This window comes from Aquabacter albus (assembly GCF_040049275.1).
Lineage (GTDB): Bacteria > Pseudomonadota > Alphaproteobacteria > Rhizobiales > Xanthobacteraceae > Aquabacter.
In genome coordinates, this window is sequence record NZ_JBDZDT010000004.1 from 531,830 (window position 1) to 558,486 (window position 26,657).

The window sequence follows — 26,657 nt, forward strand, 5'->3', positions numbered from 1 at the left end:
GTGATAGGCGGGAACCCGGGGCCAACACAATCCGCTTGCGTGAATAACGCCCTAGAAATGCGCCATATAGCCGCCGTCCACGGCCAGAACCTGGCCGGTGACGTAGCCGGCTGCCGCTGAAGCCAGGAACACCGCCGCCCCCGCCACCTCTTCCGGTTGCCCCCAGCGGCCGATGGAGGTGCGCCGCTTGAGCCAGTCGGCCGTAGCGGGGTCGTCCACCATGGCCGCATTCGGCGCCGTGGCGAAAAAGCCGGGGGCGATGGCGTTCACGGTCACGCCATGGGGGCCGAACTCGGCGGCGAGCGCGCGGGTGAGGGCTTCAAGGCCGCCCTTGGCCGTGGTGTATCCAACATCGCCCTGCCGCGCCAATGGCCCGGCGATGGAGGTGATGTTGATAATGCGCCCCCATCCCCGCTCCACCATGCCCCGGGCCACCGCCCGGCAGAGCATGGCCGGGCCCATGACGTTCGCGTCCACCAATTGCTGCATGGCGGCCTCGTCCAGATCGAGGAAGGGCCGCCGGTTCCGGGCGCCGGCATTGTTGACCAGGATGTCGAGGGGCGGGGCCTTGGCGAGGGTGGCTTCGAAGCCGCGTGTATCCGAGGCGTCGAACAGCAAACCTTCCACTTTGCCGGCTTCCGCCAGCGCCGCGCAGGCTGCATCGAGCCGTCCTTGGTTCCGTCCGTTGACGAACACCCGCGCCTCCGCCTGCGCCAGCCCCCGGGCGATCTCGAAGCCGATGCCCGAGGTGGAGCCGGTGACGAGCGCCGTGCGCCCAGTGAGGGAGAAGGGGTGGGTCATGACGGCTCCCGTATAAGGCCCCGCGCCTTCATCGCGCGCGCTCGATCATCTTCTCGATGCTCACGGAGGTGAGATGCTTGCGCATGAAGGCGGAGGCCTCCTCGCGCCGGTCCGCCAGCAAAAGGTCCACCAGCACCACATGCTCGCGCGAGCGGACGATGGCGTATTTGCGGTCCAGCGCCTGCTTGTACTCCATCAGCCGCCGCAGCCGGTCGATGCGCTTCAGGCTTTCGATGAAGAAGATGTTGCGGCTGCACTCGATGATGGTCTCGTGCAGGTGGCTGTTGAGGTCGAACAGGGCGGCGTTGGTGATGTCCCAGATGCCGCCCTCCACCAGTTGCTGCTGCTGCTCGCGGCAGGCGGCGAGGGCCGGGCGGTTCAGCACGAAGCCGGGCTCCAGGATCGCCGCCGGCTCGATGGTGAGGCGGAAGCGGTAGCTGTCCTGGTAGGATTGCATGGAGGTGAGCATGGGCAGGAACGCCCAGCCGTGCCCCGGCAAGCGCTCGATCCAGCCCTCATTGGCGATGCGCGCCAGAACCCTGCGAAGCTGCGCGCCGGAGAGCCCGTAATCCCGCGCCAGCTTGCTGTCGGTCACCTTGTCCGGCAGGCGGCCCTGGAGCCGGTCCTCGGCGACCTTGAGGTAGGCGGTCTCGTCCTCGTCGGAGGCGGCGGCCTGCGGGACGGCGGGCACGGCCAGCGCCTCCGCCAGCACCTCATAGCCGCCCCGCCGCGCATTCACGCCGATCTGGCCGGACTTCTCCAGCAGCGTCAGCGCCCGCCGCACGGGGGAGCGGGAGACGCGGAAATGCTCGGCAAGCCTGCGCTCCACCAACTGCGTGCCGGGAGCCGCCTTCTCCGCGCGGATATAGTCGACGATCTGGCCGGCGAGCTGGGTGACGAGGGGGGTATCCGACATTTTCATTTTCGCGGAGCGGCGGGCGACAGGTTCACACGGGTATCCGACCCGATGGAGGGAGGATAGCAGCCGGCCAGCTGGAGGCATAGAAATTTTGGTACATTTCGATTGAAAAGTACCAAACCTTCCGTTACGACTTGCGCCAAGCCCCTTGAGACGGGCGCTTGCATGCGGGAGGAAGCCATGTCCCTTGAGATCGCGCCTGCGCCCGCCAGCCTTGGGGGCGCATCCGCCTTCACCATGCCGGCCGGCGCCTGCGACTGCCATGTGCATGTCTTCGATCCGGCGCGCTTTCCCCTCGCGGCCCATCGCACCTATACGCCCGGCATCGCGAGCATCGCGGCGCTTGAGGGCCTTCTCGCGAGCCTGGGCGTCGCGCGCACCGTGCTGGTGCAGCCGAGCGTCTATGGCGACGACAATTCCTGTCTCCTGGAAGCCCTGCACCATCTGGGCGAGCGCGCCCGCGCGGTCATCGTGATCGATCCGGAGACGGTGACGGACGCGCAGCTTCGCGACTTCCACGATGCCGGTGCGCGGGGTGTCCGCGTCAATCTTGAATCCAAGGGCGAGACCCGCACCACCGCCGCGCGCGACGCCTTCATCGCGACCGCCGCGCGCGTCGCCGGCCACGGCTTCGCGGTGCAGATCTATGCCGACATGTCCCTTCTGACCGGCCTTGCGGACGCCATCGCGGCGGCGCCGGTCCAGGTGGTGCTGGACCATTTCGCCGGCGCCAAGGCCGAGCGCGGGCCGGACCAGCCGGGTTTTGCCGAGCTGCTCGACCTGTTTGCCACGGGCCATGTCTGGGTGAAGCTGTCCGCGCCCTATCGCGCCTCCCGCGACCCCTCCCACGCCGATCTCGCCCCCATTGCCCGCGCCATGATCGCGGCGCGGCCGGACCGGCTGGTCTGGGCCTCCGACTGGCCGCACACGGGCGGCGGCAAGGACCGGGCGCTGCTCGGCCCGGAAGCCGTCGAGCCGTTCCGGACCATCGACGACATGGCCGCGCTCCGCGAGCTCGCGGGCTGGTGCGGGGAGGAGCGCATCTTCCAGCGCATCCTCGCCGACAACGCCGCTCAGCTCTTTGATTTCTAACCGTAAGGATACGGACCCCATGAAGATCCTCGTGCTCCCCGGTGACGGCATCGGCCCCGAAATCACCGACGCCACGCTCGCCGTGCTGAAGGCCGCTGACGCCAAGCTCGGCCTCGGCCTCCAGTTCGAGCACATGGATATCGGCCTGAAGACCCTGAAGTCGGAGGGCACCACGCTTCCGCCCCCGGTCATGAAGCGCGTGCCGGAGATGGACGGGGTGATCCTCGGCCCGGTCTCGCACTATGAATATCCGACCAAGGAAGAGGGCGGCATCAACCCTTCCGGCGCGCTGCGCGTCACGTTCGAGCTCTATGCCAATGTGCGGCCCTGCCGCTCGCGCGAGGGCATGACGATCCTGCGCAAGCCCATGGACCTCATCATCGTGCGCGAGAACACGGAAGGCTTCTATGCCGACCGCAACATGTTCGCGGGCTCGGGTGAGTTCATGCCCGAGCCGGACATGGCGATGGCCATCCGCAAGATCACCGCCAAGGGCTGCGCCCGAGTGGCGCGCGCCGCGTTCGAGCTGGCCCGCGGCCGCCGCAAGAAGCTGACCGCGGTGCACAAGGCCAACGTTCTGCGCCTCTCCGACGGCCTGTTCCTGAAGGAAGTGCGCAAGGTGGCGCAGGACTTCCCGGACGTGGAGCTGGACGACCTGATCGTGGACGCCGCCACCGCCCACATCATCCGCCGGCCGGACACGTTCGACGTGATCGTCACCACCAACATGTTCGGCGACATCCTTTCCGACGAGGCATCCGAGCTGTGCGGCAGCCTCGGCCTCGGCGGGTCCATCAATGCGGGCGACGAGATCTGCGTCGCCCAGGCCCAGCACGGCTCCGCGCCGGACATTGCGGGGCGCAACATCGCCAACCCCACCTCGCTGATCTTCTCCGCCGCCATGTTGCTGGACTGGCGCGGCCGGCGCGACGGCAATGAAAAGCTGATCGAAGCCGCCGCGCTCATCGAGCAGGCGGTGGAGCAGGCGCTCGAAAAGCCCGCGACCCGCACCCGCGATGTGGGCGGTACCCTTGACACGGACGCTTTTGCCAAGACGGTGAGCGACATCGTCGCCGCGTCCGCCCGCGCGAGCGCGGCCTGATCAAGAGGAAACGCCAGATGATCGTCTCAGTAAATCCGGCCGACGGCTCGGAACTCGCCCGGTTCGAGGCCCACACCCCGGCCGAGATCGACGCCGCACTGACGGGCGCGGTCAACGCGCAGGCCAAGTGGCGCCGCAAGCCCATCACCGAGCGGGTGGAGCTGCTGCGCGCCATGGCGAAAGCCCTGCGCGCCGGCAAGGAGCGCTATGGCCGCCTCATCACGCAGGAGATGGGCAAGCCCCTGCCGGAGGCCGAGGCCGAGGTGGAGAAGTGCGCCTGGAACTGCGATTTCTACGCGGACCAGGCCCCCGTCTTCCTCGCCGATGAGCCGACCCCCAGCGGCGCCACCGAGAGCGCGGTGGTGTTCGACCCCCTCGGCGTGGTGCTCGCCATCATGCCCTGGAACTACCCCTTCTGGCAGTTCTTCCGCTTCGCCGCCCCGGCATTCGCGGCGGGCAACGGGGCGATCCTGAAGCACGCCAACAACGTGCCGCAATGCGCCCTCGCCGTGGAAGAGGTGATGCGCGAGGCGGGCTGCCCCGAGGGCCTGTTCCGCACCCTGCTGATCGATTCCAGCGCGGTGGCGGGGATCATCGCCGACGACCGCATTGCGGCGGTGACGCTGACAGGTTCCACGGAAGTGGGCGCCATCGTCGCCTCCCAGGCGGGCAAGGCGCTGAAGAAGCAGGTGCTGGAGCTGGGCGGCTCCGATCCGTTCATCGTGCTCGCGGATGCGGACATCGAGGAGGCCGCCGCCACCGCGGTGAAGGCGCGCTTCATCAATGTCGGCCAGAGCTGCATCAACGCCAAGCGCTTCATCGTGGAAGAGGCGGTGGCGGACCGCTTCGTGGAGGCCTTCTGCGCCGGCGTCGCCAAGCTGAAGATGGGCGATCCCATGCAGCGCGACACCAATATCGGCCCCATGGCCCGCGGCAATCTCAGGGACACGCTGCACGACCAGGTGGAGCGCTCGGTGAAGGCCGGCGCGGTACTGAAAGCCGGCGGCAGCCCCAAGGACGGGCCGGGCTATTTCTACCCGGCGACCGTGCTCGACCATGTGAAGCCGGACATGGCGGCGGCGTGCGAGGAGACCTTCGGGCCGGTGGCCGCCATCATCCGGGTGAAGGATGCGGACGAAGCCGTTGCGCGCGCCAACGCCATCGAGTTCGGCCTCGGCGCGGCGCTCTGGACCACCGACATCGCCCGCGGCAAGACGCTCGCCCGGCAGATCGAGGCGGGGGCGGTGTTCATCAACGGCATGACCGCCTCCGACCCGCGCCTGCCGTTCGGCGGCATCAAGAAGTCCGGCTACGGGCGCGAGCTCGGCGTCTACGGCATCAAGGAATTCGTGAACATCAAGACGCTGTGGATCGGCCCGGCGAAATAATAATCAGGGAGGGAACACGACATGACCAGCACCGACGGCCGCCAGGCGGCGATCCTGCGCCCCTCCGAGATCCCCGCGCGCGAGCGCGGGGGCGGAGCGAAGACCATCCCGCTCGTCACCCGCAAGACCGGAGCGCGGGATTTCATCAACGGCATCACCATCTTCGAGCCGAACGCCGCCATCCCGCTCCACAGCCACAATTGCGATGAGAGCGTGATGCTGCTGGAAGGCCATGCCATCGCCGAGATCGACGGCGTGCAGCACGAGGTGGAGCCGGGCGACACAACCTTCATCCCCGCCAACCTGCCCCACCGCTTCATCAACAAATCCTCCACCGAGGGCATGAAGATCCTCTGGATCTACGCCTCGGTGGACGCCACGCGCACCATCGTCGCCACCGGCGACACCCGCTCCATCGACGACGAGCACAAGGCGAAGATCGCCTGAGCCGGCACGCCTTTCCCAAGAATAACCTTCCACCCCATGCAAGGAACCAAGATGGCCCACGACACCCTTGACGCGCGCCGGTCACCGGGCCTGCGCCGCCCCCTGCGCTCTGCCGCGCTCGCCGCGCTCATGGCGGCCTCCTTGCCGGGCCTCGCGCAGGCCCAGTCCTATCCCACCCGCGAGATCACCTTCGTGGTGGGCTATGCCGCCGGCGGCACCGGCGACGTGGTGGCGCGGGTGATTTCCGAGCGGCTGCAGAAGAAGCTCGGCAAGCCGGTGGTGGTGGACAATCGGGCGGGCGCCAGCGGCTCCGTCGCGGCGGCCTTCGTGGCGAAGTCCGCGCCCGACGGGCAGGTGCTGCTCGCGGGCCAGACGGCGGAAATCTCCATCAACCCGTTCCTGATGAAGCTGGCCTACGACCCGCAGAAGGACCTCCAGCCCATCGCGCTCGCCGCCGTGGTGCCCCTCGGCCTCGTGGCGCCCGAAAAGGCGCCCTACAGCACGATCCCGCAGATGCTTGAGGATGCCAAGAAGAGCCCCTCGGGCCTGACCTTCGCCTCCTCGGGCATCGGCACCCCCGGCCATTTCGCCGCCGAGCTTCTGAAGCTGAAGACCAAGGCGAACCTCACCCATGTGCCGTACAAGGGCGCGGGACCCGCGCTCAACGATATCCTCGGCGGGCATGTGGATCTGTTCTTCTCGGGCCTCCCGGCGGCGGTCCAGAGCGTGCGTGCGGGCCGCATGAAGCTTCTCGCCGTCTCCTCCGCCAAGCGCGCCTCCGGCTTGCCCGACGTGCCCACGGTCGCGGAGGCTGCGAACATTCCCGGCTTCGACATCACGCTGTGGGTCGGCTTCTTCGCTCCGAAGGCCACGCCGCCAGAGGTGATCGCGCTGCTCAACAAGGAGATCAACGAGATCATCTCCTCGCCGGAGGTGAAGGAGCGTTTCCTGGCCGAAGGCGCCGACGTGAACGTGCTGTCGGTCGAGGAAACCGCTGCCTTCACCCGGGCGGAGAGCGCCAAGTACAAGGCGCTCATCGACGAGATCGGCGTGAAGCTGGAGTGAGCGGGGCGCTTTCGCGGATCTTCCCTTCTCTCACCAACGCGCTCCCTCTCCCGCTTGCGGGGGAGGGCTGGGGAGGGGGCACTCAAGCAAAGCACCGCATCCGGATCTGCGGCGGGCACCTTTCCCCCTCCCTAACCCTCCCCCGCAAGCGGGAGAGGGAATGAAGCACTACTCGCTCAGCCCTTCGCCGCGGCTTCCAGCCCGGCAATATCGAACTTCACCATCTTGAGCATCGCCTCGGTGACCCGCTTGGCCTTCGCCGGATCAGCGTCGCCCATGAGCTCGCCCAGCCGCTTGGGCGTGACCTGCCAGCTCAGGCCCCACCGATCCTTCAGCCAGCCGCACTGCTCCGTCGCACCGCCCTCCTTCAGCGCCTCCCACAGGCGATCGATCTCTGCCTGGGTCTCGCATTCGAGGACGATGGAGAAGCTGTGGTTGAACGGATCGAGCGGCCCCGCCTCGATGGCCATGTAACGCTGGTCGCCGAGGGTGAAGGCCGCCAGCTTGACGCTGCCGGCCGGTCCGCTGGGCGTGTCGGCGGGGATGGTGGACACCCAGCTCAGGGAGGAGCCCGGGATCAGGGACGTGTAGAAGCGGATCGCGGATTCCATGTCCTTCTCGAACCACAGATGCTGCGTGACCTTCATCTTGTGTTCCTTCCCTTTGTGATCGGCCCCGAAGGGCGCGCGATCCAAGGACGAAGCAGGAGGGCCGGTTCCGACATGCCAAACCATGTCCTGCTTCTACTCTCGTCATGCCCGGGCTTGTCCAATGAAGCCTGAAGCCAATCGACATTAAGGAGCACCGCAACTCCCTCCCCCTTGAGGGGGAGGGTTGGGGAGGGGGGCGATGCGGCCTCGGCCTGGAACAACACCCCGGCGTTGCTCTCGCTGAGAGGGTATCACCCCCCTCCCCGCCCTCCCCCGCAAGGGGGGAGGGGGAAAGCGGCGAGGACCGCTCTGAACGCTGAAAAAGCCTAGTCCAGCGTCTGCCGGAACCGCGCCACGGCAATCCCCATGGCCACCAGCATCAGCCCGGCCAGGATCGCGATGTCGAGCCCGAGATCGTGCAGCCCCGCCCCCTTCAGCAAGATGCCGCGTACCATGCGCAGATAATGGGTGAGCGGCAGGCACTCCGAGATCCATTGCGCCCAGACCGGCATGCCGGCGAACGGGAACATGAAGCCGGACAAAAGGATGTTGGGCAGGAAGAACATGAAGCTCATCTGCACCGCCTGGAGCTGGTTCGTGGCCAGCGTGGAGAAGGTGTAGCCCACCGAGAGGTTGGCGGTGATGAACAGAAGGGTCACCACGGCCAGAAGGATCACCGAGCCTTCCACCGGCACGGCGAACAGGATCATGCCCGCGCCGAGGATCAGCACCGCCTGGAGGATGCCCACCAGTACATAGGGGAAGATCTTCCCCAGCATGATCTCCACCGGGTGGATGGGCATGGAGAGAAGGCTCTCCATGGTGCCGCGCTCGATCTCGCGGGTCACCGAGAGGGCGGTGAAGATCAGCATGGTCATGGTGAGGATGGTGCCCAAAAGCCCTGGCACGATGTTGAGCTGCGAGGTGCCGGCGGGATTGTAGCGCCGGTGCTGGACGATCTCGAACGGCGCCTCCCCCTGCGTGTCCACGAAGCGCTCGCGGCGCAGGGCGGTCGCGACCACGCCTTCCAGCGCGCCCAGCGCATTGCCGGCGGCGACGGGGTCGGTGGCGTCCGCCGCCACCAGGAGCTGGGGGGTGTCACCCCGCCGGAGCGCGCGCTCGAAGCCGGCGGGGATCTCGACGAGGAACAGCACCTTGCCGGAGCGCACGAGATATTCCGCCTCCGCATCGCTCGCCGCCTGCCGGGTGAACTGGAAGAAGGCGGTGTTCTTCAGCGCCGCGATGATGGCGCGGGTGGCGTCGGTATTCTCGTGGGCGAGGACGGCGGTGGGCAGGTTGCGCGGCGTGGTGTTGATGGCATAGCCGAACAGCACGAGCTGCAGCAGCGGGATCATGATCATGGTGGCGAAGGTCACGCGGTCCCGCCGGAGCTGGATGAACTCCTTCACCACCATGGCGGCCACCCGCCGCAGGAAGCCGCCGCCGATCATTTCATATTGTCCTTCGACCGGCTCATGAGGTCGATGAACACGTCTTCCAAAGTGGGCGCATCGTCCGTGAAGGTGAGGTCGCCGCGCGCTTTGTAGGGGCCGAGCGCGGCCTTGAGCGCGTCCGGGTCACGGCCGGAAATGTGCAGCCGCGTGCCGAAGGGGGCCACCATGTCGATGCCCGGCAGCGCCTCCAGCTCCCGCGCCAGCGCCGCCATTGCGGGCGCGCTGTCGGTATCGCCATGGGCCTCCACGGTGACGGTGGTGAGGCCCGACTGGGCGATCACGTCCGCCACCTTGCCCTGCGCCAGGAGGTGGCCATAGGCGATGTACGCGATCTCGTGGCAGCGCTCCGCCTCGTCCATGTAATGGGTGGAGACGAGCACGGTCAGCCCCTCGGCGGCGAGCGCGTGGATCTCCGCCCAGAATTCCCGCCGCGCCTGGGGGTCGACGCCGGCCGTGGGCTCGTCCAGCAGCAGGAGCTGGGGGGAGGGGAGGATGCAGGCGCCGAGCGCGAGCCGCTGCTTCCACCCGCCGGAGAGCTCGCCCGCCAGCTGCTTGCCGCGCCCTTCCAGGCCGAGCCGCTTGATGGCCGCGCCCGCCGCCTTCTCCGGCTGCGGCACGCCATAGAGCCGGGCGACGAATTCCAGGTTCTCGCGCACCGAGAGGTCGGCATAGAGCGAGAAGCGCTGGGTCATGTAGCCCACATGGCTGCGGATCTCCCGCGCCTGGGTGAGGATGTCGTAGCCAAGGCACGTGCCGCGTCCCGCATCCGGCGTGAGCAGGCCGCACAGCATGCGAATGGTGGTGGTCTTGCCGGAGCCGTTGGGACCGAGGAAGCCGTAGATCTGGCCCTTTTTTACCTGCATGGTGAGGTCGTTCACCACCACATGGGTGCCGAAGCTCTTGCGCAGGCCTTCGACCTCGATGGCGATGTCGCCCCCGTTGACGGCTCCCGCGACGGGCCCGTTCATTTCCCCGCCCCGTCGAGGCGCACCGTCACCGGCTGGCCGGGACGGGCGGTGGAGGGATCGCGCGGTCGCGCTTCGATGAGATAGACGAGCTTGGAGCGCTCCTCGCGGCTATAGATGACCGGCGGGGTATACTCTGCCGCGTCCGAGATGAAGCGCACCTCCGCAATCATGGGCGGGCAGCCGTCGCACGAGACCGAGACCGGTGCCCCTAGCGCGACCTTGGGCAGCAGGGTCTCCGGCACGAAGAAGCGCACCTTCACGAGCCCCGGCGGCAGCAGGGAGGCGACCGGCTTGCCCTCCGGCACCAGTTCGCCCACGCGGAAATAGAGGGTCTGGACGGTGGCATCGTCAGGCGCCTTCAACGCGCGGCGGTCGAGCCGCACCTGCGCGGCGTCGCGGTTCGCCTGCGCTTGCCGCACGGCGCCCTCGGCGGCGGCGATGTCCTCCAGGCGCGCGGCGATGCGGCCCACATCGATCTGGCGGCGCACCTCGTCCAGGCTCGCCTGGTTCTGGTCGTACTGGTGCTGGGCGTTGTCGAGGTTCGCCTGGGAGGAGGCGCCCTTGGGAACCAGGGATTTCTGGCGCTCCAATTCGATGCGCGAGAGGTCGAGGGCGGCGTTCGCGCGCCGCTCCGTGGCCTGGAGGACGGCGATCTCCTCCGGCCGCTGCTGGGCCGCCTTCGCCTTGTCGAGTCGCGCCTCCGCCTCCGCCAGCGCCGCCTTGGCGGCGGCAAGGTCGGCGCGCTGGACGTCGTCCTCCAGGGTGGCGATCACCTGCCCGGCCTTGACCTGCGTGCCCTCGCGCACGGGCAGCGTCAGCACGCGGCCGGCTTCCTGGGGGCCGATATAAAGGAGGTCGCCCTCCACATAGCCGGAGAATTCATTCGTCGGCTGGCGGTCGCAGGCGGCGAGAAGGCAGGTGGCGAGGATTGCCAGGGCAAAACGGGAGGGCTTCATGGCGCTCGTCCCCCCAGACCACGCAGCAGCACCTCCATATAGGCGTGGATGAAAGCGCGGGCGTCGAGTGGAGATAAATGGCCGAACACGCTGTTCCACACCACTGACGTGAGCGCCGGGGCGAACACCATCTGCGGGAAGCGCATCGCCGCGTCCGAAGTGATCTCGCCGCGCGCGAGGCCGCGCTCCATCACCGCGCGGATGAGCGCCATGCCGCGCGAGACCACTTCGCGGTGATGGAAGGTGGCAAGTTCGGGAAAGCGCGGCCCCTCGGCGATCATGAGGCGCATGATGCCGCTTCCCGGCCCTTCGAGAATGCGCGAGATCAACATGTCCGCGATCAGGGCGAGCAGTTCGCGCGTCTCGCCCTGGAAATTGGGAAGCAGGCCGGCGGCGTCCGCCAGGACCGGGCTGATCGTGTCCTTCACGATCGCCTCGAACAGCGCCTGCTTGTGCGGGAAATAGAGATAGAGCGTGCCCTTGGCGATGCCCGCCGCGCGGGCCACGTCCTCCAGGCGGGTGGCCCCGAACCCGTGCTGCGAGAAGGTGTCGAGGGCGGCGGCCAGGATCGCCGCGCGCCGGGCTTCGCGCTCCTTGGCGCCGAGAGCCGGCTTGGCCCTGCGGGGCTTTTTCTCCTCGCCAGACATGTAAGCCTCATGAACGACTGACCAGTCAGTCATTACCTTAAATGAGCAAACGCCGGAGATGGAAGCCGGTTCCCAGCGCGGCCCGCTGGCTGGAGCGTGGCCGATACAGAAATGTGTAGCTATTCTCGTTGGGAGAGCGCCTGCGGAAGCGAAAACTCTGCTAAAACTGCCGCCGCGATCGGCCGGCTGGAGACGGTCGGGACCGCATGCGGCGGGGCGCTCCGGGCCGGAAGGCCGGTGCAGGAAGACGGTGGAGGATGGTGTCTGACACGTCAGAGATCATGGTAGAGCGGTCCGCGACACCTGAAGGCTCCCGTCCTCGTTCCGCCGCGGAAGACATGTCTCCTCTTCAGCCTTTCCCTGCGTCAGGCCTTTCCCGCGACCTGGCGCACGGGAGCCTGTCATCCGGCCAGCGGGCATGGCGCCGCCTTTGCCTGCGCCATCCCGCCCTCGGCAAGCTGGACCGCCGCCTGAGGGCGCTCTGGGACATGGCGCGCCTGCGCCGCTCCGGCGCGTTCGATGACGCCTGGTACGTGGCAAGATATCCGGACGTCGCCCAAAGCGGCCTCACGCCCCTTGCCCATTATGTCCGCAAGGGCGCCTGGGAAGGCCGCCGCCCCCGGGCCGATTTCGACCCGCTCCATTATCTCAGCATCCACGAGGACGTCGCTGCGAGCGGCGTCGAGCCCTTCACCCATTATGTCCTCTTCGGGCAGAGCGAGGGCCGGGCCGCCGCGCCCGGCAGCCAGATCCTGTCGGAACTGGCCGAGCGGCGCCGGGCACGGCCGGAGGGCGATGCGGGACCGGAAGGCTGGTACGGCGCCCGGCCGCTGCTGCAAAGCGAGCATTTTCCCCATCTGCGCCCCGCCGCCGGCCCGTTCGTCGTGCATCTGCCGCAAGGCTCCGGCGCGCCGGAGGGTGCGGGAGGCGGCAACGACTGGCATATGCGGCTCGGGCCGGTGGACCTGCTGCAGGAGCGCATCGCCACCCGGCAGCCGCCGCCGCACCTCGCGCCGAGCGCGGCATCGCCCACGTTTTCCCTCGTCACGGTCTTCACTGGAGACCGCGCCGGCTTTGCGCGCTCAGCGGGTTGGGTCGGGGCCTTGCTGGCGGAGGAAAAGCGACGCAGGGAGGTCGCGCGCGTCCACTGGATCGTGCTGAACGACGATCCCGCCTGCGGGCAGGACGAGCTCGAAGCAGTGCTCCCCCGCGACGTGCGCGCGGTGACGACGCTCATCTCGGACGGTCGCCGCAGGGGTGTGTCGGCGCGGCGCAATGAGGGCGCCGCCGTGGCCCGCGGGGATTTCCTCCTGTTCCTGGACGCCGGAGACGCACTGGCGCCCGACGCCCTGCGCATCCTCTCTTCCTACATCGCCGCCTTCCCCCTCTGCCGCTGCATCTGCGCGGGCTTCCTGGAGCTGGGGCGCGATGGCCGCCCGCTGGCACGGCAGGACCGGCTGCTCGATGCCTCCGAGCTGCTCAGTCATCCGGCAGGCGCCGGCGCGCTGGCGGCCGTTCGCAAGGATCTCATCGCCGGGCTCGGGGGCTTCGATGCCCGGTTCGAGCAGGCGGCATCCTATGAGCTGATGTTGCGGACCGCTTTGCAGGAGCCGATTCTGTCGATCCCGGAGCCCCTGCTGGGGCGGAGCGCCGGCCGGACGGCGGGGGAGGGCGTTGCCGGCCAGGCCATTGAGGCCGTGCGCATCGCCGCCCTGCGGGCCCTCGTGGACGATCGGTGGCCGGAGCCGCCGCGCCCGGAAATCCCGCACCCGCCGATCGAACGGGGCCTTTGCCTGGTGCGCACCCAGGGGCGGCGCCCCGAACTGCTCTCCCAGGCGCTCATGTCCATCTACGGGCAGGCGGAGCCTCTGGTGGCGGCCGTCATCGTCCATGGCGATGCCGAGACCTTCGAGCGCGTGTGCGCCACCGCGCCCAAGAAGGAGGGGGCGGTGGTGTTCCTCCACGCCGCCGATACCAGCCGCCGCCGCGGCCATCCCTGGAATGTGGGACTCGATTATCTGGAGCAGCAGCGGGACCAGTACCAGTATCTCTGCTTCCTCGATGACGACGACATCTATTACCCGCACTTCACCCAGCGCATGGTGGAGGCGTTCCGCCAGACCGGGGCGGATGTGGTCTACGCCCTCGCGAACCGGCGCACGCCGGGCGGCGTGTCCGAGGCGTCCCATATGCCGCTGCCCATCAGCTGCCTCGTGGCCGGAAACTTCATCCCCACCAACAGTTACGCGCTCCGCACCGGCATTCTGGTGGGCTCGGGCATCCGGGTCCTGGAGGACGTTGATTATTTCGAGGATTGGGACTTCCTCGTCTCGCTGCTCGCCACCGGCTGCCGCTTCCACCTCGTGCCCGAGGCGGTGGGCGAGTTCCTGCTGATCGGCGACGGCAATTCCCTCTCCAAGCGGGACCCCGCCCATCACGCCTGGTGCCTCAGCCTTCTCCTGGCATGGGGCGGGAAGGTGGCGGGGCACCTCGGCATGGGCCGCTTCTATCGCGACCTCCTGGATTTCGATTTCCGGGACGGCGCCGCGCGGCACCCGTCTCCGGGCGGGCACCTGATCCTGGCGAAAAAGCAGTTCCTGAGGGCCGGCGGCGCGGTATGATACGCTGTATGGGCGCGCCAGCCGGATGAGGCTGGCCGGAGCCGCTTAAGGCCGCCGGCATGACCGAACAGCCTTCAGGACCATCGACTTGCGTGTCCAGGATCATCAAGGCCCGGCCGGAAGAGGTCTACGGGGCCTTCCTGGACCCGGCCGCGCTCGTGGCCTGGCTCCCGCCGGCGGAGATGACGGGCGAAATCCACGCCTTCGACGGCAGGGTAGGCGGCGGATACCGCATGTCGCTGTTCTATCCCCCACACGAACGCTTCTTCCACGGCAAGACGGCGGAGAAGGAAGACAGGGTCGACGTACGGTTCCTGGAACTGGTGCCGGGGCAGAGGATCGTCGAAGCGGTCAATTTCATCACGTCCGATCCCGCCTTCATGGGCGAAATGACCATGACCGCCACCTTCGAGCCCGTGCCCGGCGGAACACGGGTGAGCCTCCTGTTTGAAAACCTGCCGCCGGGCGTGCGGCCGCAGGACAATGAGGTGGGCTCGCGCCTGTCGCTGGACCAGCTCGCGCGGCGCTTCGGCTAGGTTCAAAGAACGTTGGGAAATACGCGGGCTGGCCGCTTCTTCCACCGTCATGGCCGGGCTTGTCCCGGCCATCCACGGGGCTCCGCCGGGCACAGCTTAAGAGATAGACGTGGATGCCCGGGACAAGCCCGGGCATGACGGCAGCTTGCTGCCAGAGCGCGCAATCCGGAACCGCCCGCGCATGTGCGGAATCCTGCCTCTGACACCCACTCCTTCGCCGCATGCCGGGGCCGGGCCACACTCTTTTTTGCGAATAAGTTGCGTTAGCGATCGAGGCATGCCAGTTTGTTGCAACTCGTTCGCAAGTGCAAGTGAGGTCCCGATGTTCGGCCGGCGCTCTTTTCTGACGGGATTGACCCTGGCGGCGCTCGCCGCCGCCGGGACGGGAGCCTTCGCGCAAGGCGCGCCCAAGCCAAAATTCAAGGCGGTGACCACCTTCACCGTCATCGCCGACATGGCGCAGAACGTGGCGGGCGACGCGGCCGTGGTGGAATCCATCACCAAGCCTGGCGCCGAGATCCACAATTACCAGCCGACCCCCGGCGATATCCTGAAAGCCCAGGATGCCGACCTCGTGCTGTGGAACGGGCTGAACCTGGAATTGTGGTTCGAGAAGTTCTTCCGGCGCCTGAAGAATGTGCCGAGCGTGGTGGTGAGCGAGGGCATCGACCCCATGGGCATTACGGAGGGCCCTTATAACGGCAAGCCCAATCCCCATGCCTGGATGTCGCCGCAGAATGCCTTGATCTACGTGGACAATATCCGCGACGCCTTCGTGAAGTACGATCCGGCCAATGCCGAGACCTACAAGAAGAATGCGGAAGCCTATAAGGCAAAGATCACCGCCGCCATCGCGCCCATCCGCGCCCGGATCGACGAGATCCCGGCCGAGAAGCGCTGGCTGGTGACGAGCGAGGGCGCCTTCTCCTACCTCGCCCGCGATTTCGGCCTGAAGGAGCTGTATCTCTGGCCCATCAATGCGGACCAGCAGGGCACCCCCCAGCAGGTGCGCAAGGTGATCGATGCCGTGAAGGCCAACCACATCCCCGTCGTGTTCAGCGAGAGCACGGTCTCCGCTGATCCGGCGAAGCAGGTGGCTCGCGAGACCGGCGCGCGTTATGGCGGCGTGCTCTATGTGGACAGCCTCTCCCCGCCGGACGGGCCGACGCCCACTTATGCGGACCTCTTGAAGGTCACCTCCGACACGGTGGCGGACGGGCTCTCGGGCAAGGGCGTCTCGCAATGAACGCGCCCGCCTTCGCGCGGCAGGCGGTGGAGGCGGACGGCATCCGCGTTTCAGGCGTCACCGTCACCTATCGCAACGGCCACACCGCCCTCACCGACGCCTCCTTCGCAATCCCGACGGGCACCATCACTGCCCTGGTGGGCGTGAACGGCTCGGGCAAGTCGACCCTGTTCAAAGCCATCATGGGCTTCGTGCGGGCCTCGAAGGGGGACATCTCCATCCTCGGCCTGCCGGTGAACGCTGCGCTGAAGCAGAATTGCGTCGCCTACGTGCCCCAGAGCGAGGAGGTGGACTGGACCTTCCCCGTTCTGGTGGAGGACGTGGTGATGATGGGCCGCTACGGCCGCATGAACATGCTGCGCATCCCCCGCGCCGCCGACCACGAAGCGGTGGCGGCCGCGCTCGCTCGCGTCGGCATGTCCGATTTCCGCCAGCGCCAGATCGGCGAACTCTCCGGCGGGCAGAGGAAGCGCGTGTTCCTCGCCCGCGCGCTGGCCCAGGACGCTCGCGTGATCCTGCTGGACGAGCCCTTCACCGGCGTGGACGTGAAGACCGAGGAAGCCATCATCTCCCTGCTGCGCGGCCTGCGCGAGGAGGGGAAGGTGATGCTGGTCTCCACCCACGATCTTGGCTCCATCCCCGAATTCTGCGACCGCACGGTGCTTTTGAAGCGCACCGTTCTCGCCTCCGGCCTCACCTCGGAAGTGTTCACCCAGGCGAACCTGGAGCGCGCCTTCGGCGGCGTGCTGCGCCACATGACGCTGGGCACCGGCGCCAATGCCGTGGACATGATCTCCGACGATGAGCGCCCGTTGCTGCTCCCCGCGGAAGACACTCAGCGGCGCGCGCCCAAATGAGCGTCCTCCTCGAGCCCTTCGCCTATTCCTACATGGTGAACGCCATGTGGGTGAGCGCGCTGGTGGGCGCGGTCTGCGCGTTCCTCTCGGCCTATCTCATGCTGAAGGGCTGGTCACTCATCGGCGATGCCCTCTCCCATTCCATCGTGCCCGGTGTGGCCGGGGCCTACATGCTGGGCCTGCCCTTCTCGCTCGGCGCCTTCTTCTCCGGCGCGCTGGCGGCGGGGGCCATGCTGTTCCTCAACCAGCGCACGCGGCTGAAGGAGGACACCATTATCGGCCTCATCTTCACCTCCTTCTTCGGGCTCGGCCTGTTCATGGTCTCGCTCTCGCCCACCTCCGTGAACATCCAGACCATCATCCTCGGCAACATCCTCGCCATCACGCCGGAGGACACGCTCCAGCTCGCCATCATCGGCTTCGTCTCGCTGGCCATCCTCTCCTTGAAATGGAAGGACCTGATGGTGACCTTCTTCGATGAGAGCCATGCCCGCTCCATTGGCCTCAATCCGGCCTTCCTGAAGGGCCTGTTCTTCACTTTGCTTTCCGCCTGTACGGTGGCGGCATTGCAGACGGTGGGGGCCTTCCTCGTGGTCGCCATGGTGGTGACGCCCGGCGCCACCGCCTATCTCCTCACCGACCGCTTTCCCCGCCTCATCCTGCTGGCGGTGGCCATCGGCGCGCTCACCTCCTTCTTCGGCGCCTACATCTCCTATTTCCTCGACGGCGCCACCGGCGGCGTCATCGTCGTGCTGCAGACCCTGCTGTTCCTGACCGCCTTCATCTTCGCCCCCAAGCACGGCCTTCTCGCCGCCCGCCGCCGCGCCGCGGACGCGCTCGAAAACCCCGAGGCGGCCTGAGCCATGGACGCGTTGCTCCTCCCCTTCCAGTTCGACTTCATCCGCTATGCGCTGATCATCTCGGTGCTTGTGGCGGTGCCCACCGCTCTGCTCTCCTGCTTCCTGGTGCTGAAGGGCTGGTCGCTCATGGGCGATGCCATCTCCCACGCCATCCTGCCGGGTGTGGTGGTGGCCTATATCGTCGGCGCGCCGCTGGCGGTGGGCGCCTTCTCCGCCGGCATGGCCTGTGCGCTGCTCACGGGATACCTGAAAGCCAATTCGCGGGTGAAGCAGGACACTGTCATGGGCGTCGTGTTCTCCGGCATGTTCGGCCTCGGCATCGTGCTCTACACGCGCATCCAATCGGACGTGCATCTCGACCACATCCTGTTCGGCGACATGCTGGGCATCGACGTGCCTGACATCATCGAGAGCGGCGTCATCGCTTTGGTGGCCGGCGGCCTGCTTCTCTTCAAATGGCGCGATCTGCTGCTCCACGCCTTCGATCCCATCCAGGCGAAGGTCTCGGGGCTTCCCGTGAACCTCCTCCATTACGGGTTGCTCGCCATTCTCTCCCTCACCATCGTGGGGGCGCTGAAAGCGGTGGGCATCATCCTCGCCATCGCCATGCTCATCGCGCCGGGGGCCATCGCCTTCCTCATCACCCGGTCTTTCGGTGCCATGCTGGTCTGGTCCGTGGGCATCGCGGTCTCCGCCTCGCTCGGGGGCGTCTATCTCTCCTTCTTCCTGGACAGCGCGCCTGCCCCCACCATCGTGCTGCTGATGACCGTGGCCTTCATCGCCGCCTTCGGCCTTTCCACCTGGCGCGTGCGCCGGGCGGAGGCCGGCACCACAGGGTAGGGCGCGGTATCTTTATACATTACTAGATATAGATAAGTAATGTTGCCTTATGGATTGTTTGGCAGTAATCCGTATACTGTTGTTGTGGCAGTATTTATGCTGTAGCTTGGCTGGAAGTAGCAGGGCTCATTGAGCTTTTTCCGATGAGTCCACTGAGGCATCCGGGGAGGGTGCCGAGCGGTTTCGGAGTGGTTGTGCCGCGCACGCGGCCCGGCGGGGTGCCTCGCTCCAAGAAGATCAAGAACAGGCAGGAGATGGACATGTCCGACGCCACCACCCACTCCGATCAGCATGCAAAGCTTGGCGACGAGAGCTTCATGTCGGCGGACGACCTGCGCGCCTACATGACCGAGGTGGAGCTTGCAAAAGCCTCCCGCCAGCTCGATTCCATGGACCGGGCCGAGAAGGCGCGCCAGGAGATGGCGAAGAAGCTCGCCGAGCCCATCGACGTCACGCCCGAGAAGATCGCCGAGGTGACGCGCAACCTCGTCTCCAAGATCAAGGCGGCGGCGCAGCGGGGCGAGACCGAGCTGATGGTCATGCGCTTCCCCAACACCCTGTGCACCGACAAGGGGCGCGCCATCAACAACAGCGTGGAGGGATGGCCGGACACCCTCACGGGCCGCCCCCGCCAGGCCTACGAATTCTGGCGCGACCACCTGAAGCCCGCAAACTACAAGCTGAGGGCCATGATCATCGACTGGCCGCACGGCATGCCCGGCGATGTGGGCTTCTATCTGAGCTGGGCGTGATCCGCGCCTTGAGGGGCAGGGGCCGTTCCCAAGAGGGCATCTTACATGGACGATGACGATCGCCTCGGCCGCAAGGACTACGAGAAGCAGCTCAAGGTGTTCCACGGCGAGCTGGTGAAACTCCAGGAATGGGTCAAGCACACGGGCGCGAAGGTCTGCGTTCTGTTCGAGGGCCGCGACGGGGCTGGCAAGGGCGGGGTCATCAAGGCCATCACCGAGCGGGTGAGCCCGCGCACCTTCCGCGTCGTCGCCCTGCCGCCCCCCACCGAGCGCGAGAAATCCCAGATGCTGGTGCAGCGGTATCTGCCCTATCTGCCCGCTGCCGGCGAGGTCGTGATCTTCGACCGCTCCTGGTACAACCGCGCCGGCGTCGAGCGCGTCATGGGCTTCTGCACGGAGAGCGAGGTGAAGAAGTTCCTCGCCACCATCTCCCCCGTGGAGCGGGCCATCGTCGAGAGCGGGGTCGTGCTGCTGAAATACTGGCTGGAGGTGAGCCCGGACGAGCAGACCGAGCGCCTGGAGGCGCGCATCACCGACCCGCGCAAGATCTGGAAGCTCTCGCCCATGGACCTGAAGTCCTACGGCAAGTGGGACGACTATTCCCGCGCCCGCGACGACATGTTCGCCGCCTCCGACAGCGCATGGGCGCCCTGGTACGTGGCGCGCTCCGACGACAAGCGCCGCGCCCGCCTGAACATCATCGCGCACCTCCTCTCGAAGGTCCCCTACGAGGACGTCCCCCGTGACAAGATCAAGCTGCCCAAGCGCCATGTCGACCGGGACGCGGCGGCCGCTTCCGCCAGGCACATGGTTCCCGAAATCCATTAGACGCGGGCGCCGGCCGTAGAAGGAGTGCCCATGCCCGCCCGCTGGCCCGTCCTGAGCAGCTTTTCCGGCTATCGCGCCGAATGGCTGGGCCGCGATGTCATGGCGGGGCTGGCCATCGCCGCCGTCTCCGTTCCGAGCGCGCTCGCCTACCCCGCCATTGCGGGCCTCCCGCCCGAGGTGGGGCTTTATGCCAGCATGCTGGCCTTGGTGGGCTATGCGGTGTTCGGCCCCTCGCGCCTCCTCATGGTGGGGCCGGACGCGGCCACCATGACCGTGGTGGCGGCGGTGCTGGCGACGCTCCCCCTCGCCGATCCAAACCAGCGGGTGGCCGCGGCCGCGATCCTCGCCGTGGGCGTCGGCCTCCTGTGCCTCGGCGCGAGCCTCATGAAGCTCGGGGTGCTCGCCGCCTTCCTGTCGCGGCCCATTTTGGTGGGCTTCATCAGCGGCATCTCCCTCTCCATCCTCATCGGCCAGATCGGCCGCTTCACGGGCGTGAAGATCGAGGCGGAGGGGCTCATCTCGCCATTCCTGGAGCTGGCGGGCAAGGCCGGGCAGATCCACTGGCCCTCGGTGGCGCTGGGCGCGGGCATGTTCGTGGTGCTCCAGGTGATGGCCATGTGGCGCACGCTCATCCCCGGCCCCGTGGCGGTGATCATCCTCGCCACCCTCCTCTCCGCCGTGTTCGATTTCGCCGGGATGGGCATCAAGGTGGTGGGCGACATCCCCACCGGCCTGCCCGCCTTCACCTTCCCCTGGCCCGGCGGCCTGCCGCTCCAAGAGCTGGTGCAGGGCGCCGCCGCCATCTGGCTGGTGAGCTTCGGGGCCGGCATCGTCACGGCCCGCAGCTTCGGGGCGCTGGGCGGCTTCAAGGTGGATGCGGACCGGGAGCTCATCGGCTTCGGCGCCGCCAACATCGCCGCCGGCTGCTTCTCCGGCTTTCCCGTCACCTCCTCGGATTCCCGCACCGCCATCAACATGTCCGTGGGCGGCAAATCCCAGGCCGCCGGCCTCATCGCCGCCGTCGCGCTCGCCGCGCTGCTGCTGTTCCTCAACGATGCCCTGCGCTACCTGCCCGCCCCGGCGCTGGGCGCCATCCTCGTCTCCGCCGCCCTCGGCCTCATCGATCTGAAGGGCCTGCGCGAGATCTGGCGCATCAGCCGCATCGAGTTCGCCTTCGCCCTTATCGGCCTGTGGGGCGCGGTGAGCCTCGGCGTGCTCACCGGCGTCATCGTCGCCGTCTCCGCGACACTCGCTTATGTGCTGCTCCAGGAGATGCACCCCCACGACGCCATGCTGGGCCGCATTCCCGGCCGCTCCGGCTTCTTCAAGATGCACCGGCGCAAGGACGCGCAGCCGGTGCCGGGCCTCGCCGTGTGCCTCATCCAGGGCAGCGTCCTGTTCTTCAACGCCGAATATGTGCTCGCGCGCCTGGAGGCCATGGCGGCGGAGGTGCCCCCCGGCACGTGCTGGTTCGTCCTGGACGCGAGCGCCATCGCCCAGATGGACACCAGCGCCGTCGCCATGCTGGAGGAGTTCCGCGCGTCGCTTGCCGCCCGCGGCATCGCGCTCGGCCTTGCGGAGCTGCACCACGCGCCCATGGTGCTGCTGAAGCGCGCGGGCGTCCTGGAGAAGATCGGCAAGGGGATGATCTTCGAGGATCTGGAAGACATCCTCCTCGCGTTCGAAAAGTGCGCGCCCGTGGGCGCCTGAAGGCCCTCATCGCCGCGATCCCCCGCGCCCCGCACCGCCGCCGCCTTGCCCCCGCCGCCCCGCCCTCTATCCTTCCCGGCCCACCCGGAGGACACCATGCCCGACGCCCCCGCCGCCCGCGCGCAGACCGTCAACCACATCGCCATCTCGGTCTCGAACCTGCAGCGCTCGAAGGATTGGTATTGCGCCACGTTCGGCCTGAAAATCATCCAGGAGAGCGCGTCGAGCGTGCTGCTGGGCTTCGGCGAGAGCATGCTGGTGCTGCGGGAGGAAGGGGTGCCGGGCACCATCTCCCACTTCATGCTCGGCATCGACGATTACGATGCGGGCCGGCTGGAGGCCGCGCTCCGCGCCGCCGGCCTCGACCCCCAGAAGGATTCCGACAGCTTCCATGTGCGCGACCCGGACGGGCTGAACGTGCAGGTGGGAGACCGGGGCCTGGGGCTCGCGCAGGGCATCGTGGAGAACGGGTTCAGGATGCGGTGAGATGGCGGGCCCGCCCTTGCGCAATGGCCCCCCCGCCCCAAAATCTCATGGAGAGATCTGGAGATGAGCGTGGCGTCACCGTTCGAGGGTTATGAGGTGGAAGGGGCCCTGCGCCCCGAGGCGCGGGCCTATGGGTTCGATCTGGACCGCACCCTGTCCGCTGTGGTGGCAGTGGAGGCGCGCATTCCGCCCGATGCCTTCACCGCCGAGATGCTGGGCACGGAGCGGCTCGGCAACGGAACGGTGATCGGGCCGAACGGCCTCGTCCTCACCATCGGCTATCTCATCACCGAGGCCGAGCACGTGGTGCTCACCCGCAACGACGGCGCGCGCATTCCCGCCCACCCCCTCGGCATCGACCCGGTAACGGGCTTCGGCCTCCTCCAGGCGCTGGAGCCGCTTGGCCTGCCGGCCCTGCCGCTCGCCAATTCCCGCGCGCTGGAGGAGGGCGCCCCCGTCATCATCGCCGGCGCGGGCGGGCAGGCCCATGCGGCGGCGGGGCAGCTTCTGGTGCGCATGCCCTTCGCCGGATACTGGGAATATCTGCTTGAGAACGCCCTGATGACGGAGCCGGCCCACCCGCACTGGAGTGGGGCCGCGCTCATCACCTCCTCGGGCGAGCTGGCCGGCGTCGGCTCCCTGCTTCTGGAGCGCCAGTCCCGCCACGGGCGGGCGCCCATCAACATGTTCGTGCCCACCGAACTTCTGCCCCCCATCCTCGACGACCTCGCCCGCGGCCGCCCGGCCCATCCCCCGCGCCCCTGGCTCGGCGTGCTCGCGCAGGAGCGCGGCGCGCGGGTGCTGGTGGCCGGCGTCTCCCCACGCGGCCCCGCCGCCCGCGCAGAGCTGCGCCCCGGGGATCTGATCCTCGCCGTTGCCGGCGCGGAGGTCTCAAGCCTCGCGGGCTTCTACACGGCCCTGTGGGCGCAGGGCGCGCCGGGGGTCGTCATCCCGCTCAAGGTGCAGCGGGATGAGGATGTGTTCGAGGTGGAGATCCGGTCTGTGGATCGGGCGGGGTTGCTGAGGAAGCCGCGGTTGAATTGAGGGGTGGGAGCCCCTTCTCAGAAAGGAAGGGTATGTTGGATATCCAGACTTCGGCGAGAGTGCCGGATGCGCATATGTTATCCGGATCATCGTTCACGTCCTTTTGGGCATCGACGGCTACGATGTGGGGCGGCTGGAGGTAGTACTCCGTGTCGCGGGCCTCGAGCCCCAGAAAGATCTCGACAGCCTCCACTTGAGCTATCCGGACGGCCTCAGTGTGCAGGTGGGGCAGCCGAGGCCGGGGACTTCGCACGAGATTTCTGAGACAGGTTCAGGGTGTGGTGCGAAGCCTCTTTGCAGAGGGCTGTCGCAGAAGAAGCTGAATGGTGCACGATACTTTGGCCGACAATGGAACTGCATTCCCATTGAAGACGAAAATTTGCCGTAGACGTACGTGTTTAAAGAAATAATCGATCACAGCTCCAATCCTATCCACCGCAATCTTCTAAAATAAATCGTCCATGGCCTCTTTCTCATTAGTCATTATTGTGGTGATTTAGATAGTGCACCGTGTGCGCACAAGATGCGATTCGCGAATATATTAAGAACTTAAACCCCGCCCTGTTTGCAGCGGCGCATTTGAGGATTGAGCGGTGAAGTGCGTTCAATTCACTATTGAGAAAGATTCGGAAGTATTGACGTCCATTCTTCGGGAGATTCAGGCACTTGCCGATTCCGAAAGAAACGCGCTGGGCTTTCTTCCGGGTGTGGCTTTTGAAGAGGCTATCGGGCGACAACGTTTAATTGCGGCGATGGCGGAAAACAGCGGCGTTCGCACCTTCGCAGGATACCTCCTTTACAGCGGAGTGTTCCCAAATGCGAAAATTCAACAAATCGCGGCGGTTCCAAAATTTCGAAAGAAAGGCGCGGCGGCCGCGTTAATGACTGCGCTTGTTTCCGAGCTCGAACGCTTAGGGTTCATGTCGATTCGCGCGGATATAGCTTCGGATCTTCCCGCGGCGCTCACGTTCTACGCGAGACATGGATTCGAGCGCGTTCGCGAGCGTGCCGGGGGGCAAGTGCGCAACAGAACGATTGTCATCCACTCTCGATGGCTGGAATCGGACAACCTGTTCACTCTTGCTTCGGTTAAGCCTGAGCCAAGCGTCGAACTGGGCTTTCGGCATCGGGATCCCGGGAAAATTCCCGTATTTGCCTTCGATTTAAATGTATACTTTGATCTCGTGAGAGAGCGTGACCAGTCAAATCGTGCGCGCCGCCTTTTCGGCGAAGCTCTCGGTCATAGTATCCGACTTGCCGTTGCCGATGAATTTGTCATGGAGCTTCGAAAGACTTCGAAGGGAACTTCAGCTGATCCAGTCCTTCAAATGGCACTTCAGCTTCCCCGCTTGCCCAAATCGGACATTACGGAAATCGATCAACTGTCCGCTCAGATCTACGACGTGGTGTTCGTGAAGCCAAACGCGAAAGGAGTTGGAACAGATCAGGCCAAGAGTGATGCTAGGCATATAGCTCACGCTGCAATCTCTCGGGCTTCTGCGTTCATTACCCGTGATGGACCTATATTGAACGCACGGAATGAACTTCTTACACGATTCGGCATTGACGTAGCGACCGTTGAGGAGGTTTTGGATCTCCTTCCCTCGGAGCCGTTTGCTTCTAGTTCGATTCCTCTTCGTGGCGAAGGCTTTGAGGTGGGGTCGATCGATACCCCACAGCTGTTGCAGTATCTTCTGGGTGAAAAAATTCCGGGAGGAATTGTCTCGGAGTTCGCGGATGCTCGATCGCCGATAACCTTTGTTCGCCGTGAGGCAATTCGGTGTGATGGCCGGATTGTGGCCGTGGGTGCGTTGGTCCTACCGAAAAGCATCGACCCCGTCGCTCGGATGATCATTCACGTCCGACATGAGCACCAAGACGCCGAGTTATTCGGGGACTATCTATTGGATACTCTGGTCCGTGCGGCGTGTGAAAGTGCTGCGGTCACGATTGAGTTAGTTCATTTATTGGGGCAGCCGATCGTAAATGGCTTGGCAGTTACTAGGGGATTTCACAGAAGCGCCAACATGGCAGTGTTCTCCAAGATTGCTGTCGGTAGGCCGTTTACAGCAACTACATGGTCAACAGTGGTTCAACATGTTCGCCGTCGAACTGGATTAGCTCTTCCGGATGTAGTGCCTTCCTTATCGGGAAGCGGCGAAATTGATATTCGTACACCGATGGGAGCTTCCAAGAGGGTCAGCGCAGCCACACTGGAAAATCTGTTAGGGCCGACGATATTCGTTTGGCCTGGTTGCGATGGTGTAATCGCGCCAATTACACGCGCCTACGCTGATGAGTTGCTCGGAACGGCTATACAAGCCCGCCTTGCATTTATTGCGAACCGTGATGCCGCCTTCCTTTCTCAGCGAGGCTACGTTAACACTCCTCGGACTGCGAAGCAGATGCGCGCTGGTGCGCCGATACTCTTCTATGAGTCGAAGGGTAAGGGAAATGGGCGGGGAGCAGTGGTGGCAGTTGCACGCATCGTTAATTCGGTTGTCCTTCCTAAGTCGAAGGTAAATCCAAAATCGGATAAACGATTAGTGATTGATAATGTCGATGGGTTTTCATCGAGTGATGACGTGCTTCTGACGACATTCGATAATCTTATGGCTTTCCCGAATCCGGTAGAATTCAAAGAACTCAGGAAATTTGATGCAGTAGGAAGAGCCAATCTTGTATCCGCTGTCTCGCTCCCAAGTGAGAAGATTACATCAATTCTCACTCTAGGTTGGGCCGGTGATAAAGTTTAATGAGGCGATTATATCGATTCGACCTAACTTCGCTGAGGCAATCATAGCTGGTGAGAAGACGGTTGAGTTGCGTCGTCGAATCCCTCCTATCGAGATCGGCACACGGCTCTGGATTTATGCGACCAAGCCGGTGGGGGCCGTGATCGGGTCAGCGGTAGTTAAAGACATTTTCCGCGGCTTGCCCGAGGATATTTGGGACAAGGGCGGAAATTTATCGAGGGTGGATCGGGCAGATTTCGATATCTACTTCGCCGGTGCGGTTGAGGCAATTGGGCTTTTATTGTGGCAGGCGCGGCGTGGGCATCCTGTTTCAATCGAGAAGCTTAGATCTATCCGCGCCGGATTTCATCCGCCTCAGGTAATTTTGAGAATTACAGATGAGGAGGCATCTTTTATTAGGAAAGAGATGCGACTGGACTAGGAATATCGAGTGGTTAAGTCGGCCACGGCCGATAACGTGGCGAAAGTGCTGCGTAGGATTTCGTCACTCGGTTAAGGCGCCTGTGGTGCGAAAGGCGTATGCCGTGCACGAGCATCTTCCCAAGGCGGCCACTTCTGGATTTTATGGGGAGTCCGTTAAGCGCAAGGCTCGGTGTCAACGACAATGGGCGGATAAAGCTCCGCTGCTGTAA

General features: G+C 65.8%; 25 protein-coding genes. 18 read left to right on the forward strand and 7 right to left on the reverse strand.

The features are described 5' to 3' along the window. Positions 1-51 precede the first annotated feature (51 nt). Together ABLE91_RS12175 and ABLE91_RS12180 are read right to left on the reverse strand one after the other, a co-directional pair. Complete coding sequence (locus ABLE91_RS12175) at positions 52-801, reverse strand: SDR family oxidoreductase (RefSeq protein ID WP_348931083.1); 750 nt, start codon at positions 799-801, stop codon at positions 52-54. Positions 802-829: 28 nt separating this feature from the next. Beyond that, complete coding sequence (locus ABLE91_RS12180; protein ID WP_348931084.1) at positions 830-1,717, reverse strand: GntR family transcriptional regulator; 888 nt, start codon at positions 1,715-1,717, stop codon at positions 830-832. Positions 1,718-1,900: 183 nt separating this feature from the next. Between ABLE91_RS12180 and ABLE91_RS12185 the strand changes: the two genes are divergently transcribed. Genes ABLE91_RS12185 through ABLE91_RS12205 form a run of 5 tightly spaced genes read left to right on the forward strand, consistent with a single transcriptional unit; the run spans position 1,901 to position 6,814 of the window. Further along, entirely contained in the window at positions 1,901-2,812 is a 912-nt protein-coding gene (locus ABLE91_RS12185) for an amidohydrolase family protein (protein ID WP_348931085.1), read from the forward strand. 19 nt (positions 2,813-2,831) lie between these two features. After that, positions 2,832-3,914 (forward strand): isocitrate/isopropylmalate dehydrogenase family protein, encoded by a 1,083-nt coding sequence (locus ABLE91_RS12190; RefSeq protein WP_348931086.1) that lies wholly within the window; start codon positions 2,832-2,834, stop codon positions 3,912-3,914. Between the two features lie 17 nt (positions 3,915-3,931). Continuing rightward, positions 3,932-5,302, forward strand: a complete 1,371-nt coding sequence (locus tag ABLE91_RS12195; protein ID WP_348931087.1) for an NAD-dependent succinate-semialdehyde dehydrogenase — start codon at positions 3,932-3,934, stop codon at positions 5,300-5,302. A 21-nt stretch (positions 5,303-5,323) separates the two neighbouring features. Next, a complete protein-coding gene (locus ABLE91_RS12200; protein WP_348931088.1) occupies positions 5,324-5,749 on the forward strand; it encodes a cupin domain-containing protein in 426 nt (141 codons plus the stop codon). Positions 5,750-5,800: 51 nt separating this feature from the next. Then, on the forward strand, positions 5,801-6,814 hold the full coding sequence (locus ABLE91_RS12205) for a Bug family tripartite tricarboxylate transporter substrate binding protein (protein WP_348931089.1): 1,014 nt from the start codon (positions 5,801-5,803) through the stop codon (positions 6,812-6,814). A gap of 176 nt (positions 6,815-6,990) precedes the next feature. Here ABLE91_RS12205 and ABLE91_RS12210 read toward each other — a convergent pair whose 3' ends face one another. From ABLE91_RS12210 to ABLE91_RS12230, 5 genes are all read right to left on the reverse strand, one after another. Further along, on the reverse strand, positions 6,991-7,461 hold the full coding sequence (locus ABLE91_RS12210) for a VOC family protein (protein WP_348931090.1): 471 nt from the start codon (positions 7,459-7,461) through the stop codon (positions 6,991-6,993). Positions 7,462-7,790: 329 nt separating this feature from the next. Continuing rightward, the gene (locus ABLE91_RS12215; RefSeq protein ID WP_348931091.1) at positions 7,791-8,915 is read right to left on the reverse strand and encodes an ABC transporter permease; all 1,125 of its coding nucleotides are present in this window, start codon (positions 8,913-8,915) and stop codon (positions 7,791-7,793) included. Beyond that, a complete protein-coding gene (locus ABLE91_RS12220; protein ID WP_348931092.1) occupies positions 8,912-9,886 on the reverse strand; it encodes an ABC transporter ATP-binding protein in 975 nt (324 codons plus the stop codon). Before ABLE91_RS12220 ends, ABLE91_RS12215 begins: the two co-directional genes overlap by 4 nt. Further along, entirely contained in the window at positions 9,883-10,842 is a 960-nt protein-coding gene (locus tag ABLE91_RS12225) for an HlyD family secretion protein (protein WP_348931093.1), read from the reverse strand. Before ABLE91_RS12225 ends, ABLE91_RS12220 begins: the two co-directional genes overlap by 4 nt. Beyond that, complete coding sequence (locus ABLE91_RS12230; RefSeq protein WP_348931094.1) at positions 10,839-11,489, reverse strand: TetR/AcrR family transcriptional regulator; 651 nt, start codon at positions 11,487-11,489, stop codon at positions 10,839-10,841. The genes ABLE91_RS12225 and ABLE91_RS12230 overlap by 4 nt, the downstream gene beginning before the upstream one ends. A gap of 338 nt (positions 11,490-11,827) precedes the next feature. On the opposite strand from ABLE91_RS12230, the gene ABLE91_RS12235 reads away from it, so the two are divergent. The 13 genes from ABLE91_RS12235 (at position 11,828) to ABLE91_RS12295 (ending at position 26,446) form a co-directional block, all read left to right on the forward strand. Next, the gene (locus ABLE91_RS12235) at positions 11,828-14,110 is read left to right on the forward strand and encodes a glycosyltransferase family 2 protein (RefSeq protein ID WP_348931095.1); all 2,283 of its coding nucleotides are present in this window, start codon (positions 11,828-11,830) and stop codon (positions 14,108-14,110) included. A gap of 92 nt (positions 14,111-14,202) precedes the next feature. After that, on the forward strand, positions 14,203-14,646 hold the full coding sequence (locus tag ABLE91_RS12240; RefSeq protein ID WP_348931096.1) for an SRPBCC domain-containing protein: 444 nt from the start codon (positions 14,203-14,205) through the stop codon (positions 14,644-14,646). 322 nt (positions 14,647-14,968) lie between these two features. Beyond that, entirely contained in the window at positions 14,969-15,892 is a 924-nt protein-coding gene (locus ABLE91_RS12245) for a metal ABC transporter substrate-binding protein (RefSeq protein WP_348931097.1), read from the forward strand. Continuing rightward, positions 15,889-16,749, forward strand: a complete 861-nt coding sequence (locus ABLE91_RS12250) for a manganese/iron ABC transporter ATP-binding protein (RefSeq protein WP_348931098.1) — start codon at positions 15,889-15,891, stop codon at positions 16,747-16,749. The genes ABLE91_RS12245 and ABLE91_RS12250 overlap by 4 nt, the downstream gene beginning before the upstream one ends. After that, positions 16,746-17,609 carry a metal ABC transporter permease gene (locus tag ABLE91_RS12255; RefSeq protein WP_348931099.1) on the forward strand — a complete coding sequence of 288 codons (864 nt, stop codon included), beginning with the start codon at positions 16,746-16,748 and terminating at the stop codon, positions 17,607-17,609. Before ABLE91_RS12250 ends, ABLE91_RS12255 begins: the two co-directional genes overlap by 4 nt. A 3-nt stretch (positions 17,610-17,612) precedes the next feature. Next, a complete protein-coding gene (locus ABLE91_RS12260; protein ID WP_348931100.1) occupies positions 17,613-18,449 on the forward strand; it encodes a metal ABC transporter permease in 837 nt (278 codons plus the stop codon). Positions 18,450-18,709: 260 nt separating this feature from the next. Continuing rightward, positions 18,710-19,201, forward strand: a complete 492-nt coding sequence (locus tag ABLE91_RS12265; RefSeq protein WP_348931101.1) for a hypothetical protein — start codon at positions 18,710-18,712, stop codon at positions 19,199-19,201. 45 nt (positions 19,202-19,246) lie between these two features. After that, on the forward strand, positions 19,247-20,029 hold the full coding sequence (gene ppk2, locus ABLE91_RS12270; protein WP_348931102.1) for a polyphosphate kinase 2: 783 nt from the start codon (positions 19,247-19,249) through the stop codon (positions 20,027-20,029). Positions 20,030-20,059: 30 nt separating this feature from the next. After that, complete coding sequence (locus ABLE91_RS12275; protein WP_348931103.1) at positions 20,060-21,739, forward strand: SulP family inorganic anion transporter; 1,680 nt, start codon at positions 20,060-20,062, stop codon at positions 21,737-21,739. A 96-nt stretch (positions 21,740-21,835) separates the two neighbouring features. Beyond that, positions 21,836-22,225, forward strand: a complete 390-nt coding sequence (locus ABLE91_RS12280; protein ID WP_348931104.1) for a VOC family protein — start codon at positions 21,836-21,838, stop codon at positions 22,223-22,225. 63 nt (positions 22,226-22,288) lie between these two features. Next, on the forward strand, positions 22,289-23,269 hold the full coding sequence (locus ABLE91_RS12285; RefSeq protein ID WP_348931105.1) for a S1C family serine protease: 981 nt from the start codon (positions 22,289-22,291) through the stop codon (positions 23,267-23,269). Positions 23,270-23,904: 635 nt separating this feature from the next. Next, positions 23,905-26,025, forward strand: coding sequence for a GNAT family N-acetyltransferase (locus tag ABLE91_RS12290; protein WP_348931106.1), 2,121 nt, complete (start codon positions 23,905-23,907; stop codon positions 26,023-26,025). Continuing rightward, positions 26,012-26,446 carry an ASCH domain-containing protein gene (locus tag ABLE91_RS12295; protein ID WP_348931107.1) on the forward strand — a complete coding sequence of 145 codons (435 nt, stop codon included), beginning with the start codon at positions 26,012-26,014 and terminating at the stop codon, positions 26,444-26,446. The genes ABLE91_RS12290 and ABLE91_RS12295 overlap by 14 nt, the downstream gene beginning before the upstream one ends. Positions 26,447-26,657: the final 211 nt, after the last annotated feature.

Bases quoted from the DNA above. Each gene is read 5' to 3' on its own strand.
- ABLE91_RS12265 (WP_348931101.1), top strand. From the start codon at position 18,710: ATGTCCGACGCCACCACCCACTCCGATCAGCATGCAAAGCTTGGCGAC.
- ABLE91_RS12285 (WP_348931105.1), top strand. From the start codon at position 22,289: ATGAGCGTGGCGTCACCGTTCGAGGGTTATGAGGTGGAAGGGGCCCTG.
- ABLE91_RS12215 (WP_348931091.1), bottom strand. From the start codon at position 8,915: ATGATCGGCGGCGGCTTCCTGCGGCGGGTGGCCGCCATGGTGGTGAAG.
- ABLE91_RS12205 (WP_348931089.1), top strand. From the start codon at position 5,801: ATGGCCCACGACACCCTTGACGCGCGCCGGTCACCGGGCCTGCGCCGC.
- ABLE91_RS12245 (WP_348931097.1), top strand. From the start codon at position 14,969: ATGTTCGGCCGGCGCTCTTTTCTGACGGGATTGACCCTGGCGGCGCTC.
- ppk2 (WP_348931102.1), top strand. From the start codon at position 19,247: ATGGACGATGACGATCGCCTCGGCCGCAAGGACTACGAGAAGCAGCTC.
- ABLE91_RS12185 (WP_348931085.1), top strand. From the start codon at position 1,901: ATGTCCCTTGAGATCGCGCCTGCGCCCGCCAGCCTTGGGGGCGCATCC.
- ABLE91_RS12220 (WP_348931092.1), bottom strand. From the start codon at position 9,886: ATGAACGGGCCCGTCGCGGGAGCCGTCAACGGGGGCGACATCGCCATC.
- ABLE91_RS12190 (WP_348931086.1), top strand. From the start codon at position 2,832: ATGAAGATCCTCGTGCTCCCCGGTGACGGCATCGGCCCCGAAATCACC.
- ABLE91_RS12195 (WP_348931087.1), top strand. From the start codon at position 3,932: ATGATCGTCTCAGTAAATCCGGCCGACGGCTCGGAACTCGCCCGGTTC.
- ABLE91_RS12230 (WP_348931094.1), bottom strand. From the start codon at position 11,489: ATGTCTGGCGAGGAGAAAAAGCCCCGCAGGGCCAAGCCGGCTCTCGGC.
- ABLE91_RS12235 (WP_348931095.1), top strand. From the start codon at position 11,828: ATGTCTCCTCTTCAGCCTTTCCCTGCGTCAGGCCTTTCCCGCGACCTG.
- ABLE91_RS12180 (WP_348931084.1), bottom strand. From the start codon at position 1,717: ATGTCGGATACCCCCCTCGTCACCCAGCTCGCCGGCCAGATCGTCGAC.
- ABLE91_RS12250 (WP_348931098.1), top strand. From the start codon at position 15,889: ATGAACGCGCCCGCCTTCGCGCGGCAGGCGGTGGAGGCGGACGGCATC.
- ABLE91_RS12225 (WP_348931093.1), bottom strand. From the start codon at position 10,842: ATGAAGCCCTCCCGTTTTGCCCTGGCAATCCTCGCCACCTGCCTTCTC.
- ABLE91_RS12260 (WP_348931100.1), top strand. From the start codon at position 17,613: ATGGACGCGTTGCTCCTCCCCTTCCAGTTCGACTTCATCCGCTATGCG.
- ABLE91_RS12175 (WP_348931083.1), bottom strand. From the start codon at position 801: ATGACCCACCCCTTCTCCCTCACTGGGCGCACGGCGCTCGTCACCGGC.
- ABLE91_RS12200 (WP_348931088.1), top strand. From the start codon at position 5,324: ATGACCAGCACCGACGGCCGCCAGGCGGCGATCCTGCGCCCCTCCGAG.
- ABLE91_RS12210 (WP_348931090.1), bottom strand. From the start codon at position 7,461: ATGAAGGTCACGCAGCATCTGTGGTTCGAGAAGGACATGGAATCCGCG.
- ABLE91_RS12280 (WP_348931104.1), top strand. From the start codon at position 21,836: ATGCCCGACGCCCCCGCCGCCCGCGCGCAGACCGTCAACCACATCGCC.
- ABLE91_RS12275 (WP_348931103.1), top strand. From the start codon at position 20,060: ATGCCCGCCCGCTGGCCCGTCCTGAGCAGCTTTTCCGGCTATCGCGCC.
- ABLE91_RS12255 (WP_348931099.1), top strand. From the start codon at position 16,746: ATGAGCGTCCTCCTCGAGCCCTTCGCCTATTCCTACATGGTGAACGCC.